The sequence below is a fragment of the Halosimplex litoreum genome, from assembly GCF_016065055.1.
Classification (GTDB): Archaea; Halobacteriota; Halobacteria; order Halobacteriales; family Haloarculaceae; genus Halosimplex; species Halosimplex litoreum.
The window spans coordinates 746890-760729 of sequence record NZ_CP065856.1 but is presented as its reverse complement, the minus strand read 5'-3'; the positions used below and the strand labels follow the sequence as shown (position 1 = coordinate 760729).

Below are 13840 nucleotides of genomic sequence, written 5' to 3'. Positions count from 1 at the left end.
GTACCGTCGAACGCGGGTTGCGAGCGGACCGCGAGCGCCTTCCGTCCCCGGTTCGACGGGGCGACGACGCGTCGCTCTCGGGCATCGCGGATGCAGTAAGCAGTCGTTACCGGCCGGCTACGGGGGGTCGGCGGTCACCGGCGGTACGGGATCACTCGGCGGCACCGGACGACTCCGTGGCCTGCCCGGGTCACAGGTTCTCGATGGAGAGGTTGCGGCGGTCGACCGAGGAGTTCTCGGTCTCGATCGGGGGCCCGGTCACCCGGATCGTCGAGTCGACGACGGTGCAGTTCGCGGAGTCGGTGAACACGATCCCTCGGCGGCCGGCGCCGGACTGTTCGATCCGGCAGTTGCGCAGCGTCGTCCCCGGGCGGTCGGCGATATCGACGGCTGCCCCGCCGCTGGCGCTGCCGGTGACGGTGACGTTCTCGAAAGTCAGCGGGGCCTTCGAGCCGCCGTTGCTGGCGTCGGTCGCGTCGATCGCGTTGAAATCGTCGCGGTCGACCGTGATCGTCGTGTCGCGGACCGTCGAGCTCCCGTGGACCGGGTGGTAGGAGATCGCGCCGAACCCGCGGCCCGCGTTCGCGCCGATACGCACCTCGCAGTTCTCGACCAGCTGGTCGCTGCGAGCCCGGAGCCTGATCCCGCGGACGTTCAGGTGACTCCGCGAGGGACTCGGTGGGACCTCGTCGACGACGACGAGCACGTCCTTGACCGTCGAGCCGGTCGAGCCGATCCGGACGTTGGCGATGTTGTTGTTCTCGTAGCGCCCGCCGCGGACGTGGATGTCGCCGTTGTTCCCGGTGTATCCGTCGAGGGTCTGGCCCGGCGCGGAGGCGTACAGGCCGTTGTTCGGGAAGTTGGCGATCTCGCAGTCGCGGAAGGTCAGCGAGCCCGCGTGGTCCTTGCCGACGTAGATGCCGACGCCGTTGCCGCCGTCGTGGCCGCCGTCGCGGGCGATGACCCGCTCTACGAGCCCCTTGCTCTGGGGATGTTGGACCTCGAACCGGTAGGCCACGTGCTTGCGCTCCTTGTTCAGGTCGGGCAGCTTTCCGTGGGTCCGGAGGTTCCTGGCGACGACGTTGCCCTCCGAGATGGTCCTGACGGCCCCGCCGACGCCGGACTCGGTGAAGTCGAACTCCAGCCCGTCGAGCAGGACGTCCCCGACGCGCCTGAAGTCGATGAAGTGGTTGCCGATCTCCTCGACGGGCCCGCTCGGCACGAGGAGCGTCCGCTCGTGGGGGATCGAGACGAGCCCGAACTGAGAGACGTTCTCGACCTCCAGATAGTCGAGCGCGTAGCGACCGGCCGGGAAGTACACGAGCGTGCTCTCGGCGATCGCGTCGGTGAGCACGTCGTTGATCGGCTCGCCCCCCTCGGGGTCGGCTCCGGCGTCGACCACGTTGACGATCGAGTCGAACTGGTCGCCGTACTCGGCGACGACCTCCGGGATCGGGGTCGCGGTCGGCGACCCGGTCGCCGTCGGCTCGGCCGTCGCGGTCGGCGTGTCCGTCGGCGTGGTCGGGTCGATCCGCGTCCCCGCGTCCTCGCGGTCGGTCGGCTCACGCTCGTTCGACCCGCACCCCGCCGCGCCGACCGCCAGCGCGGCCGCTGCTGTCCCTTCGAGGAATCGTCGTCGTGACAACCGATCGGGCGCCATTTGATCGTTCGTGGCACCTCGGCGCATTTGTTATGTCTCCTGTATTTCGCGTAAGGGCCGTTTACCCGCCGGTCGGGCTCCACCGGGGCGTCTCGGGACCGGCGTCCCGCCGTCACCGCCGGTCGGCGGCCGGCCGTCGAGCGTCCACCTCGGCGGCCGACCGCCGGGCGGGGCCGTCGGCTATCTGCGACAAGATTACGTCCGTCGTGTCGACGCAGTCGGCGAGCACCCGCTCCCGGCGGCCGGCCCAGTCGATATCGTCGTGGTCGGCGAGGATCGAACTCGCCCGGCGGAGCGCCTCGGCCTGGCGGTCTTCGCCCGTCGTGTTGACCACGAGCCCGTACTCCGACTCCAGGGTCTCCAGATAGCCGAGTTCGAGCGTCGACGCGAAGACGGCGGGCGTACCCAGGACGGCGGACTCGGCGGCCATCGTCGCGCTCTCGCCGACGAACAGATCCGCGTGGGCCAGCAGGTGGTGCATGTCCTCGGGCGCGACGGTCGCCCGTCGGTCGGCGAGATCCGGCGGGAGGTCGGCTTCGGCGGTTATGACGACCCGCGCGCCGTGGCGTTCGAGTTCGTCGACGACTTCGCGGGCGTCGGCGAAGCCACCGCCGCCCACGTCGTGCAGCGCCTCCCAGGCGACCAGTCGGAGGACGACGAGGCGCTCGTCGGGGTCGAGGCCGGCGTCGGCCACGACCGACGGGTCCGGTTCGAAGCGGTCGGGGTGGAGGTAGGCCAGCTCGTGGAATCCCGGGTAGGTGACCTGCCCGTCGCCGATATTGTCCGTGTACGCCTCCGGCGTGCAGACGCGGTCGGCGAACGGGAAGGTGATGCGGTTCTGCAGGGTGGCGTGCTCGGTGTCGGTGAACACGACCGACCGGCAGGGGAGCAGCGTCGAGAGGTGGGCGACCGCCGGCTCGCCGATGGCCGTGACGACGTCCGGGTCCTCTCGGCGGGCCCGCCGGAACAGGGCGAGTTCGTAGCGCAACTGCGAGCGTGCCAGCGACGGCAGCGAGTCGCTGGTCGGCGCGAGCACTTCGTAGTCGATGCCGTAGCTCTCCAGCAGGTCGGCGGCGATCGCCACGTCGCGCATGAACACGGAGACCTCGTGGCCCGCCGCCTCGAGCTCCCCGATAGCCTCGCGGAAGAAGTGGACGTGGGCCGGGTGCTGGATGGTCACGAAGACCCGCATCGCCTCAGACCTCCCCGACGGCCTCGTAGCGGAGTCCGGCGGCCTCGACGGTGTCGGCGTCGAAGACGTCGCGGCCGTCGACGATCGCCGAGACGCCGAGGTCGGCGAACCGTCGCGGGTCGAGATCGGTGAACGACTCGTGGTCGGTGACGACGACGACGGCGTCGACCGGCCGGTACGGCGAGTCGACCGACGACTCCGCCGCGAGGACGGGGTCGTAGGTCTCGACGGTCACGTCGTAGTCGGCCAGCCCATCCCGAACCCCGAAGTAGGGGCTGTTGCGGTCGTCCGCGAGGTCGGGCTTGAACGCGCGGCCGAGCAACAGCGCGGTGGCGTCCTGCGGGAGGACCCGCTCGCGCGTGAGCGCGTCGACGGTCATGTCGGCCACGTACTCGGGCATCTGGCTGTTGATCGTGCGCGCGACGGTCAGCAGCTCGTGGGTGAACCCGGCGTCTTCGGCCTCGCCGATGAGGAGGTGGGGGTCGACGGGGATGCAGTGACCGCCGACGCCCGCGCCCGGCTCGAAGCCCATGAACCCGAACGGCTTGGTCCCCGCGGCCTCGATGGCCGCGCGCGCGTCGACGTCCAGCGAGTCCAGCGAGACGGCGATCTCGTTGGCGAAGGCGATGTTGATGTCGCGGAAGGCGTTCTCGACGATCTTCGAGACCTCGGCGATCTCGACGCTGTCGACCGGGTGGACCTCCGCGTCGAGCAGACCGTCGTAGAAGTCGCTCGCCCGTTCCAACCCCTCGTCGGTGAGCGCGCCGACGACCCGGGGGATGGCTTCGAGCGGCCACGCCTCGTTGCCGGGGTCGACTCGCTCGGGCACGGCCGCGAGGTGGTAGTCGGTCCCCAGTTCGAGCCCGTAGGTGTCGAACACCGCGGCGATCTCCCGGCGAGCGGTCCCCGGCGGGATGGTCGACTCCACGACGACGAGGCAGGGCTCGGCGGTGTCGCGACCCCGCAACCCCTCGGCGATGGTCTCGCTGGCGGCCCGCAGCGGCCCCAGGTCGACCCGTTCGGCTCCGTCGACCGGTGTCGGGACGGTGACCAGACAGGTGTCGGCCTCGGCGGCGACCGCCGCGCCGTCCGTGGTCGCGGTGACGCGGTCCCAGTCGTCGACCGCCAGGTACTCCTCGGCCTCGATCCGCTCGACGACCTGGTCGTCCACGTCGACGCAGGCGACCGACCGCCCGCGCTCGACGGCCAGTTCCGCGACCTCCTTGCCGACGAATCCGACGCCGTAGATGCCGATGCTCATACGCCACCCCACCGGACCGGTCGGGAATGTTATTATCAGCCTACGGAGTTACGGCTCGTCGACGACGACGGGGCGCTCCGGTATACCGCCGTTAGCGGACCGACGGGGAACTCTCACCGGCCTCTCGTCGACGACGGTCCGCCGCCCAACGGGGAACCCCGCCCTCCAGAGTCGTCTCAGACCGGGCGAGCGGGGGAGGGCGGCGATTATCCGGCTCTTACTTAAGGCGGTCCGACGGCTTGAGTCGCCCGATGCCAGGTATCGCGACTCGCGGCGTCGCCGACCGGCGGTTCGCAGCCGCCGACCGGTCGCTCGCGGCGGCCCTCGGTGGTGTCCGCCGGGCGGCCAGTCGATCGCCTCACGAACCGCCTCGCGAGCCGTCTCGACCACACCGCGGACCGACCGGAGCCCACCCATGAGTCGGTCTCACGGGGGCGCCGACCGCGACTCGGTGTTGCTCGTCCACCACCGCGAGATCTCCTCGCCGTACAGCGCGACCGTCCCCCACTACCTCTCGCGGACACTCTCGGAGTCCCACACGGTCCACGTCCTCAGCCGGCGTTTCTCGGACCGCGACGAGGACGGGGAGTTCCCCGATAGCGTGGTCCACCACGAGCTCTCGACCGGCGAGGTGCCGATCCTCTCGGGGCTGGTCTTCCTCGTCGCGTCGACGCTGTACGCCGTCGCGCTGTGTGCCCGCTACCGCTTCGGCGCCGTCTACGGCTTCCAGCAGACGATCATCCAGGGGTGGCTGGCCGCCCGCGTCGGCGGCTCGCGGTTCGTCGTCGGTCTCCAGTCCGTCCCCGTCCGACAGAAGCGCGACCTCTCGGACGCGGCCCACGAGCGGCTGTCGCCCCGCAGGCGAGCCCTGATCGCGGTCAAGGCCAGATACGCTTGGGCGGTCGGTCGGCTCCTCGACCGGACGACGGAGGTGGTCTGTCTGACCGACGGGATCCGCGAGACGACCGAGCTGGAGTACGGTGTCGACCTCTCGGAGGCCACCGTCATCGGGATGGGCGTCGATACCGACCGCTTCGCCGCCGAGCCGACGCGCGAACTCGCCCGCGAACCCGACGACACCTGGGTGATCACCTACGTCGGTTCGATCGGCCCGCCGCGCGGGCTCGAACACGCCCTCGACGCCGTCGCGGCGACCGACCGCGACGTCGAGTTCCGCGTCGCCGGCGGCGGCGACGACGAGTACATGGCCGCCCTGCGCGAGCGAGCCCGCGAACTCGGGATCGACGACCGGGTCACCTGGCTCGGGATCGTCCCCCACGAGGCGGTCCCCGAGGTGCTCGCCGACGCCGATATCGCCGTCTCCCCGCTGGCCGACATCGAGTCCTACCGTATCAGCTTCCCCGCGAAGCTCCTGGAGTACATGGCCGCGGCCACCCCCGTGGTCGCCACGGACATCCCCGCTCACCGCCGGCTGGTCGACGACGGCGAGAACGGCCTCCTGTACGACGGGACGGCCGACGGCCTCGCCGGCGCGCTCGAGGAGGTGATCGCCGGCACGGCCGACGCTCGAGCGCTCGGGCGCGCCGGACGAACGACCGCCGAGGCACACGACTGGAACGCGGTCGTCGCCGAGCACGAGGCGGTGCTGTTCGACCGGACCGTCCGGCGGCCGCGGGCGCGCCCGGTCCCGGCGTAGGCACACCCCAACTCGTTCCGTAGGCACACCCCAACTCGTTTGGTGACCCCGGTAACTACGCGTAAGCGGTTCGGTAGCTCCGATAGTTTATAAATACTTTATCCGACAGCGTGCGTCGTTCGGTCCGTGATCCCGAGTGGCAATCCCCTTCTGTCTGTGGTCGGTCGAAGCGCGGGCGGACCCGACGGCGGTCGGTCCCCGGTCGTCTCGGTCGACACCGTCACCGCCGAGGGCCCCCGTGTCGAGTCGGCCGTCTCGTACAGCGACGAGTTGCGACCGTTCTTCGGCGACTCCTCCTTCTACGTGGAGTACGGCGTCGACGTCTCGGGCCTGCCGAAATCGCTCCTGACGATTCCGGTGGTGGCGCACGTCTGTCCGGTAGCGTGGGCGGTCGGCGCCGACGTGCGCGTCCCCGTCGCCGACCGTCGCTTCCTCGACTCGCTCGAGACCGTCGGCCGGGCACTCTCGGAGATGTATCCGTTCGTCGAAGGTGGACGCGTCCTCGTCGAGCGAACCCCCGAGCGGGACGAGGTGGCCCCGCCCGGCACCGAAACCGGTTCGGACGGCTCCGGCACCGCGGACGACCCTGTCGCGAGCGGCACTGGTATGCTATTCACGGGTGGGGTGGACTCGCTGGCGACGTACGTCCGCCACCGCGGCGAGGACCCGACGCTGATCAACGTCAGAGGGTGGCTCGTGGGCGTCGACGACGACGAGCGGTGGGCACACACCAGGCGACGGATCGCCGACTACGCCGACCGCCTCGGCACGGACGCCCGGTTCGTCGAGTCGAACATGCTGGAGTTCCTCGACACCGCGATGCTCGACGCCCACTACAAGGGCCGCCACGACGGGGCGTGGTACAGCGCGGTCGGCTGCGGGCTGGGGTTGACCGGGCTCTGTGCGCCGCTGGCCGCCGCCGAGGGAATCGGCCGACTGTATCTCGCCGCGACCCACTGGGAGGAGTTTCCGACGGCCGACCGGTTCGACCACTGGGACGGCGGCGCGATCCCCTGGGGGTCGGACCCGGCTATCGACGACGAGATCGCCTGGACCGGGACGGCAGTCCACCACGACGCGTTCGAGATCACACGTCAGGAGCGCGTCGAGGTGCTGGCCGACTACCTGCGCGAGCACGCGCCGGCCCTGCCGCTCCGGGCCTGTGAGGCGTCGGCGACCGGGAGCAACTGCAACCGCTGTGAGAAATGCGCGCGGACGGCGCTGGGGCTGGCGCTGGCCGGCCGCGACCCGAACGACCACGGTTTCGACGTCGACGCGGCGACCTTCGAACGAGCCCGCCGGGAGATCGAGGCCGGCAACTGGCTGGTCGACTTCCACATCCTCGCCTACTGGCTCGACCTGCAGGCGTCGGTCGACCCCGAGGCCTCGTACCCGGTCGCGGGCGTCGACGCGTTCGCCGACTGGCTCCGGACGACCGACCTCCGTGCGGCGGCCGCCAGGTCCGGCCCGCCGGTCTCCCATCGGGTCGTCCGCGCCGCCGCTCGCGCGGTCCCCGCCTCGGTGTACGCCCGACTGTCCCCCGCCTACGAGACCGTTCGCGAACTGGCACCTCGGCCCTGAACGCGGACGAACGGACTCACCGGAGCGTGTTCAGTGCGTCGCGGACGAACGGCCGCGGGTCGTCGAACCGGAGGTAGTCGAAGCGGGGATACTCCCGAAGCGACTCGGCGACCGCCGAGAAGGCCTCGGTGCGGACCGGTCGCTCGACCAGCTCTTCCTCGTCGAACAGGACGCTGTGGAGATAGGAGAGTTCGCCGCGGATGAGGTGGCCAGCCGTGCCGACCTCGTAGTCGTCGACGATGCGGTCGCGTTCGCCGCGGGCGAGCAGCCAGTAGTCGTGCGGGAAGTCCGCGCCCGCCCGGACGGAGAAGGGGAGCGACGACCACAGCCGCGGGTTGATCTCCATGAGCCGGAACTGGCCGGTCTCGTCGTCGCGCAGGAACTCCACCATCGCCAGCCCGTGCCACTCCAGTTCCGCCAGCAGCGCACGGCCGGCCTCGTCCAGTTCGGGGATCGACACGGACTCGCGGAACGAACTCGGGCCGCCGGCGTAGTTGTACGCGCGGACCTGCCGATGCTGGAAGGTACTGACCGGTTCGCCCTCGTCGTACAGCGCGAAGAAGGCGTACTCGTCGGTCGTCGGCAGGAACTCCTGGACGATCGGGGTGTGACCGTTCTGGGTGCGGATCGTCTCGACGTCCGGCTTGTCGCCGTTGAGATACTGCGTCGAGGGCGGGTCCCGGGAGCGTTCGGGCGACAGGTCGTCGACGTAGGCGTCTGCGAGCAGCGTGTAGCGGCCCTTGACGACCCACTCGCGGTCCCAGTCGTCGACCTCGTCGAGCAGGCGGGTGTCGGGGACGGCGACGCCGGCCCGCTCGGCGGCGTCGAACAGCTCGACGCGGTCCTGTGCCCGCCGCAGTCCCTCGGCGGTCGGCCAGGGCGTCACGACGTGGGGCTCGAACGCCTCGCGGTGCTGTGCGAGGACGTACACGTCCTCCTCGCGGACGGGCAGGACCGTCAGCACGTCCGGCCGCATCGCGAGCGCGAGCAAGGCGTCCTTGTAGGCGACCAGGTCCTCGTGGGGATCGGGGACGACGACCGTCTCGCCGGCGTAGCGCGACCGGAAGGCGGCGGCGTCCTCGTCTTCGGAGACGACGACGGTGTGGATCCCGCGCTTCCCGAGCGAGCGCACGCAAGCGACGCTGCTCGGTGCGGCGATCGCAGGGACGACGACCGCGGCGGGTCCGTCGGCTGGATCGATACTCATCTGGCACCCGGTACGACCCATCGCTCCCTTAGTATTCACCGCTGGACGGCGAGAAATGGATGCCTAACGCCGGCGAACCGCCGACTCGGGCCGCCACCGAACGGCGATCCGACCGCCCGACCCAGAGTGTTCGTTCCCGGGCTGGCGCCGCGAGCGATGCGCTCGCCTCAGGCCTCGGTGGCCGCGTCGATGCGGTTCCACTGGTCGTCGGACAGGGAGACTTCGATGGCGTCGAGGTTCTCGTCTAACTGGTCGACGGTGCGGGCGCCGACGATCGGGACGCAGGTGAACCGCTCGTGGTCCATCAGCCAGCGTAGCGACACCTGCGCCGGCGTGGCGTCGACCTCGTCGGCGACCGCGCGGATCTCGTCGAGCACGTCCCAGGCCTGGTCGTCGAGGTACCAGTCGGTGAAGTGCTCGTCCAGATCGCCCCGCGACCCGTCGGGCGTCTCCACTTCGCCGTCGCCGACCCGTTCGTACTTGCCCGTGAGGAAGCCGCCGTGCAGCGGCGAATACGGACAGACTGCGATATCCTGGTCGGCGCAGACGTCGAGGTACTCCGAGACCGGGTCGCGGTAGGTCGCCGAGTACTGGGGCTGAGTGACGCTGAAGGCCTCGTAGTTGTTCACGTCGGCTTTCCACAGGCCCTTGGTGAGCTTCCAGGCGTCACACGTCGAGATGCCGACGTAGTGGACCTTGCCCTCGCTGATCAGGTCGTCCACGGCGCGCAGGGTGCGCTCGATGGGCGTGTCGTCGTCGAAACGATGCAGATAGAGCAGGTCGAGGTAGTCGGTGCCGAGTTTCTCCAGCGACCCTTCGACTTCGGCCTTGACGTTCTTCTTCGAGAGGTTCTCCTGGAACCGGGAGACGTCCGACCAGTAGCACTTCGAGGCGATGACGTAGTCCTCGCGGTCGCGGTCTTCGAGCCACTCGCCGATCCACTGCTCCGAGCGGCCGCCGCCGTAGCCGTTGGCGGTGTCGATGAAGTTGCCGCCGCGTTCGTCGAGGGCGTCGAGCAGTTCGTGCGCCTCCTCGCGGTCGGTCTCCATCACGCCGCTGTCTTCGTGTTCGAGGCCGAAGCGCCAGGTTCCGAGGCAGATGGGCGATACCTGCAGTCCCGTCGAACCGAGTCGGACGTACTCCATACCGCGACAGTGTGAGCGAGCGGTGGTAACCCCTTGGGTCCCGGAAGCGCCTTCCGGCCGGATCGGACGATCGTGCGACGCCGAGCGACGGCACGGAGCCGGCTCGGTGACGCTCGGCTCGGTCGCGACAACTGTCGGATCGTTGATCGCCGTTCCGAGACGGGTGGGTTTTTCTATCGGAACGACATACGTTGGGCCGATGCAGAGAGGGGAGACGGACGCGCCCGACGGGTCCTCGGACGACAGGACCACGATCCTCGTGGTCGACGACGAGGAGGTGGTCCGCGAGTCGTTCGCGCTGTATCTCGAACCGCTGGGCTACGCGGTCCGGACGGTCGACAGCGGCGAGGCCGCGCTCGCGGCCGTCGACGACGACGTCGACGTCGTCCTGCTCGACCGTCGGATGCCCGACCGCTCCGGCGACGAAGTACTCGAAGAGATCCGCGCCCGAAACGTCGACTGCCAGATCGCGCTGGTCACGGCGGTCGATCCCGACTTCGACATCGTCACGATCGACTGCGACGACTACCTGGTCAAGCCGGTCGACCGCGACGACCTCGTCGAGACCGTCGAGCGCCTCGAACTGCTCGACGAGTACGACGAGGCCCAGCGCGAACTCAGCACGCTCCGCGTCAAGCGCAACGTTCTCGAAGTCGAGAAACACCCCTCGGCGCTGGAAGACAGCGTCGAGTTCCGCCGCCTCCAGAACCGCATCGGCGAACTGGAGGCCGAACTCGACGAGCTCGAATCGGAGTTCGACGAACAGCTCGGCTACGAAGACCCGAGCTGACCCGACTCGATCCGACCCGATCGGCCCCTGCCCGCCTCGCCTCCTCGACGGACTCGCCGCGCCGTCACCGGTCACCGACGGCGAGGGCGGCGGCCGTCGCCGTGACTCCGAGGAACGCGACCAGCGAGAGGTTCGGGATCGTCAGGCCGACCACGCGCAGCTGCACCGCCGCACAGCCGCCGCCGAGCCCGCACCGACCGCCCGCCGCGACCTGCAGCCAGGAGTGGTACGCCGCCACGGCCGCCCCCAGCGTCGACAGCGGGAGGACGGTGCGGTAGACGCCCGGACGGCGCTCGACGAGCGCGACGCCGAAGACGACGACCAGCGGATACATCAGGACCCGCTGGAACCAGCACAGCTCGCAGGGGACCAGTCCCATACCCTCGGAGACGTAGAGGCTCCCGACGGTCGCGACGAGGGCGACGAGGGCGCCGGCGGCGAGCGGGTACCCGGGATCGAGGCGGTCGAGGCGCGCGCTCACGGACGGCGTTGTGCGGGGCACGGAGAAATGCGGTTCGGTTCGGCGGGTGCGGCGCCCGCGGTCGCGGGTCGGTGGCGGCGGTGGGCGGTCGCCGGGAACGGCTACACGAACCGGAACGTCTCGAGGTTCTTCGGGGCGAAGGTTCGCATGTTGAACTCGTGGTACAGCGCCGACGAGAGGTCCTGGGTGGAGGACTCGTCGCCGTGGACACAGAGGACCTTCTCCGGGCGGGGGTTCATCGTGCGGACGAAGTTCTCCAGGCCCTGGCGGTCGGCGTGGCCGGAGAAGCCGTCGACGGTCTCGACGTCCATATTGAGCGAGAGGGTGTCGGCCCGGCCGCCACCGTCGTTGATGGGGATCTCGTCCCAGCCGTTCTGGATGCGGCGGCCGAGGGTCCCCTGGGCCTGGTAGCCGACGAAGATCATCGTGCCCTCGTCCTGGCCGCCGACGTGGCGCAGCCAGGACATGATAGGCCCGCCCTCGACCATCCCGGAGGTCGAGAGGACGATACAGGGGCCGCCGTCGGCGACCTCCTGGCGTTCGTCCTCGCCGCCGTCGATGTGGTTGAACTGGTCGGCGAGGAACGGGTTCTGGTCCTCGTGGAAGATCCGGTCGCGCAGGTCGTCCCGGAGGTATTCGGGGTAGGTCGTGTGGATGGCCGTCGCCTCCCAGATCATCCCGTCGAGGTGGACCGGCACCTCGGGGATCTCGCCCTTCCGCATCGCCTCTTCGAGGACGAGCATGATCTCCTGGGAGCGCCCGACGGCGAACGCGGGAATGAGCACCTTCCCGTCGCGCTCGATAGTGTCGCTGATGACCTCCTTGAGCTTGCGCTCGGAGTCGGCCTGGTCGGTCTGGTAGTCGTTGCGCCCGCCGTAGGTCGACTCCAGGACCAGGGTCTCGACGCGGGGGAACTCGTTGACGGCGCCGTTGAACAGGCGCGTGTCGTCGTAGTGGATGTCCCCGGAGAAGGCGACGTTGTAGAGGCCGTCCCCGATGTGGAAATGGGAGATGGCCGAGCCGAGGATGTGCCCGGAGTTGTGCAGCGTGAGCTTGATATCGGGCGCGATGTCCGTCACGTCGCCGTACTCCAGCGGGATGGTGTGTTTGATCGCCTCGCGGACCATCTCGGACTCGTAGGGCGGGGTCCGGCCCTCCTTCGAGGCGACGTCGAGGTAGTCCAGCGTGAGCAGGCCCATCAGGTCCCGCGTCGGCTCGGTGCAGTAGATAGGCCCGTCGTAACCGTACTTGAACAGGAGCGGGATGAGCGCGGAGTGGTCGAGGTGGGCGTGGGTGAGGACGACGGCGTCGAGCGAACTCGGGCCCGACCCCAGCGCCTCGGGTACCTGCAGATAGGGGACTTCGTCCTCGGCGCCGGGCTTGTCGCCGCAGTCGATCAGCACGCGCGTCTCGGGCGTCGAGAGGACGAAGGCGGCGCGGCCGACCTCGCGACAGCAGCCCAGGGTCGTGATGCGGACCCACTCGTCGTCGGACATCTCCTCGCGGTGGATCTGGCGGCCGATGCGTTCGAGGATGTCACGGCGCTCGTCGCGTTCCTGCTTGAGGAAGTTGCGGACGTTCTTGACCGTCGAGGACTCGATGGGCGGCGTGCGGACGACCTCGGGCGTCCAGCCGACCTCCTGGGTGATCTCCCGGAGCGTCGAGCCGTGGCGGCCGATGACCATGCCCGGCTTCTGGGCCTCGACGACGACCTCGCCGGTGTCGTGGTGGAAGTCCAGGTCGGTGACACCGGCGTCTGCCGGGATGATGCTCTCGATGGTCGCCCTCGCGTCGCTGGGATCCGAGAGTTCGGTGGGGTCGGGTCGGACGGTGATGCGCTTGCGGAGCTTCGAGGCGAGCTTGCGGATCAAGTCGCCGTTGCTCGCGAAGGTCTTCGGGTTGCGAGTGTACACGACCAGCTCCGGTCCCTCGTAGGCGACCTCCGTGATCGTGATGTCGCTCGGGACCTCCTGTTCGATCTCTGCTCTGATATCGTCGAGTTGCTTGTCTACCTGACTCATAGCTGCGAAAACAGGGTCGGACCGGTCGGTTGCCGGGTGTCGGGAGCGCCTGTCCGCTCGCCGTCCCGCACGTCGCGGCGTGCCTGCCGGGATCTGGAAGGAATATTCATAGGTCGGTTTTCCTACTGGGGGAATCCACTCCGGACCCTAGACGGAAGTGTCCGGAAAACCGGCTTACTTGCTCCTAATCTCCCGGTGTTATAAAAGCCTTCGCAAACGAGTAGGCTATCCGAGGAGACGAGCCTCTATGCGAATCACGCCAGCCGTCGTCGCCGAGGAACGCGAGTGGGTCCGGGAGCGAGCGCCCGTCGTCGTCGCGCTGATAAACGCGACGCGCGCCGAACTCGGCGCGCGGTTCGACACCGAGGTCGGTGAGGTGACCGTCGAACAGTACCGACGAGCGGTCGACGAGGTGTTCGCCGACGGGGACCGCGCGGTCAACGTCGCCGCGCTGGTCCGACTCCTCCGGAACCTCGACGTGGCCGGCGACTACCCGGGATTCGTCGTCGACGAACTGCTGGGGCGGGAACTCGCGGGGACGGTTGCGGGAGATCAGCCACTCCGCTTGCTCGGCGAGGCGACCTTCCACTACGCAGACGTGGCGATCGAGGGGACGGGGAGTGCGGCGGGCACCGACGACGGCGACTCGGCTGGCACCGAGGACGGGGGTCCCGCGGGGTTGGACGACCTCGACGCCGCGCTCGCCGCGGGGTTCCAGACCCGCTTGCCCGGATGGGGGTGGCGCGAGGTCGAGAGTCCGTTCGCTGTCGACGCGGGCGAACGTGAGGGAGAAACCACCCGGGACGAGTAGGCCTGCCGACGTAGTCCAGTCCCCGCAACGGCCG

At 69.5% G+C, this 13840-nt stretch carries 11 protein-coding genes; 4 read left to right on the top strand and 7 right to left on the bottom strand.

All coding sequences use genetic code 11. The annotated features are described in order from the left end of the window. Positions 1-190 precede the first annotated feature (190 nt). The 3 genes from I7X12_RS03735 to I7X12_RS03725 form a co-directional block, all read right to left on the bottom strand. Positions 191-1645 carry a right-handed parallel beta-helix repeat-containing protein gene (locus I7X12_RS03735; protein WP_232343019.1) on the bottom strand — a complete coding sequence of 485 codons (1455 nt, stop codon included), beginning with the start codon at positions 1643-1645 and terminating at the stop codon, positions 191-193. Positions 1646-1772: 127 nt separating this feature from the next. Next, a complete protein-coding gene (locus I7X12_RS03730; protein WP_198062536.1) occupies positions 1773-2852 on the bottom strand; it encodes a DUF354 domain-containing protein in 1080 nt (359 codons plus the stop codon). 4 nt (positions 2853-2856) lie between these two features. Continuing rightward, positions 2857-4113 carry a nucleotide sugar dehydrogenase gene (locus tag I7X12_RS03725; protein WP_198062535.1) on the bottom strand — a complete coding sequence of 419 codons (1257 nt, stop codon included), beginning with the start codon at positions 4111-4113 and terminating at the stop codon, positions 2857-2859. Between the two features lie 415 nt (positions 4114-4528). On the opposite strand from I7X12_RS03725, the gene I7X12_RS03720 reads away from it, so the two are divergent. Together I7X12_RS03720 and I7X12_RS03715 are read left to right on the top strand one after the other, a co-directional pair. Then, positions 4529-5770: a glycosyltransferase gene (locus tag I7X12_RS03720; RefSeq protein WP_198062534.1), complete on the top strand. Its 1242-nt coding sequence runs from the start codon at positions 4529-4531 to the stop codon at positions 5768-5770. A 156-nt stretch (positions 5771-5926) separates the two neighbouring features. Further along, entirely contained in the window at positions 5927-7351 is a 1425-nt protein-coding gene (locus tag I7X12_RS03715) for a hypothetical protein (protein ID WP_198062533.1), read from the top strand. Positions 7352-7367: 16 nt separating this feature from the next. Here I7X12_RS03715 and I7X12_RS03710 read toward each other — a convergent pair whose 3' ends face one another. Next, entirely contained in the window at positions 7368-8558 is a 1191-nt protein-coding gene (locus tag I7X12_RS03710) for a carboxylate--amine ligase (RefSeq protein ID WP_198062532.1), read from the bottom strand. 167 nt (positions 8559-8725) lie between these two features. Continuing rightward, positions 8726-9703 (bottom strand): aldo/keto reductase, encoded by a 978-nt coding sequence (locus I7X12_RS03705; protein ID WP_198062531.1) that lies wholly within the window; start codon positions 9701-9703, stop codon positions 8726-8728. Positions 9704-9902: 199 nt separating this feature from the next. On the opposite strand from I7X12_RS03705, the gene I7X12_RS03700 reads away from it, so the two are divergent. Then, a complete protein-coding gene (locus I7X12_RS03700; RefSeq protein WP_198062530.1) occupies positions 9903-10493 on the top strand; it encodes a response regulator in 591 nt (196 codons plus the stop codon). Between the two features lie 64 nt (positions 10494-10557). Here I7X12_RS03700 and I7X12_RS03695 read toward each other — a convergent pair whose 3' ends face one another. Continuing rightward, the gene (locus I7X12_RS03695; protein WP_198062529.1) at positions 10558-10974 is read right to left on the bottom strand and encodes a disulfide bond formation protein B; all 417 of its coding nucleotides are present in this window, start codon (positions 10972-10974) and stop codon (positions 10558-10560) included. Positions 10975-11075: 101 nt separating this feature from the next. Beyond that, positions 11076-12995, bottom strand: a complete 1920-nt coding sequence (locus tag I7X12_RS03690) for a beta-CASP ribonuclease aCPSF1 (RefSeq protein WP_198062528.1) — start codon at positions 12993-12995, stop codon at positions 11076-11078. A gap of 247 nt (positions 12996-13242) precedes the next feature. Between I7X12_RS03690 and I7X12_RS03685 the strand changes: the two genes are divergently transcribed. Then, positions 13243-13806: a hypothetical protein gene (locus I7X12_RS03685; protein WP_198062527.1), complete on the top strand. Its 564-nt coding sequence runs from the start codon at positions 13243-13245 to the stop codon at positions 13804-13806. The last annotated feature ends 34 nt before the right edge of the window (positions 13807-13840 follow it).